Source organism: Bacillus sp. LR--39, assembly GCF_053613335.1.
Window position 1 is genome coordinate 1 of sequence record NZ_JBSIOT010001126.1, and the last position, 623, is coordinate 623.

Consider the following 623-nt stretch of genomic DNA (forward strand, 5'->3'; position numbering starts at 1 on the left):
TTAATTTTGTTATTTTCTCCTTTAATAAGGGCTTGACGCCCAGTAGTCCCAATATTAGCGTGAGCAAACCCTGATATCTTTTGCCACGCAGTCCAGCCTGAATCTGCCCACCAATGGCGGATCCAAGTCCCTACATGATCATAACTTCCACTAGTTGTGTCTGCATTTCCATAGAAATACTGAGTAAAGCGATAATTACTATGCTTTTCATTTTTTACAAATCCATAAGTGAGCGGGTATCCTGTAGTATTATTGGCCCCTATGTCCATAAAAGTGATTCCGTATTTGTAATCATTTCCGCTTATTCTCGCATCTTGGATTGCATTTGATCCTGTTAGAACAGTTAACTTTTGATTTGTATAATTTGTTTCAACATAGTTTTTAGCATCAGCTAAAGCTTTATCCGCTTTATTTTGTGAACCTTCCGAATTCTCTAATATATACCACCCTGAATAATCAGTACCATTAACTGCTACCCTTGTATAAAGTGTTTTCGTAGAGATGCTAAACCAATCTTGACGTGTAGCCCATTTATTTGCAGAGGGGTAGATAATTAATAAACCTGTTCTGTTATCATTTAATGGAAATTGATTTTGCAAAACTGGATTTGCATTCATGTAATT

1 pseudogene is annotated in these 623 nt (G+C 36.3%); it reads right to left on the reverse strand.

Features of this window, described 5'->3' with window-relative positions:
* Positions 1 to 623, reverse strand: a pseudogene (locus ACWHAR_RS28870) (terminase); the annotation flags it as partial.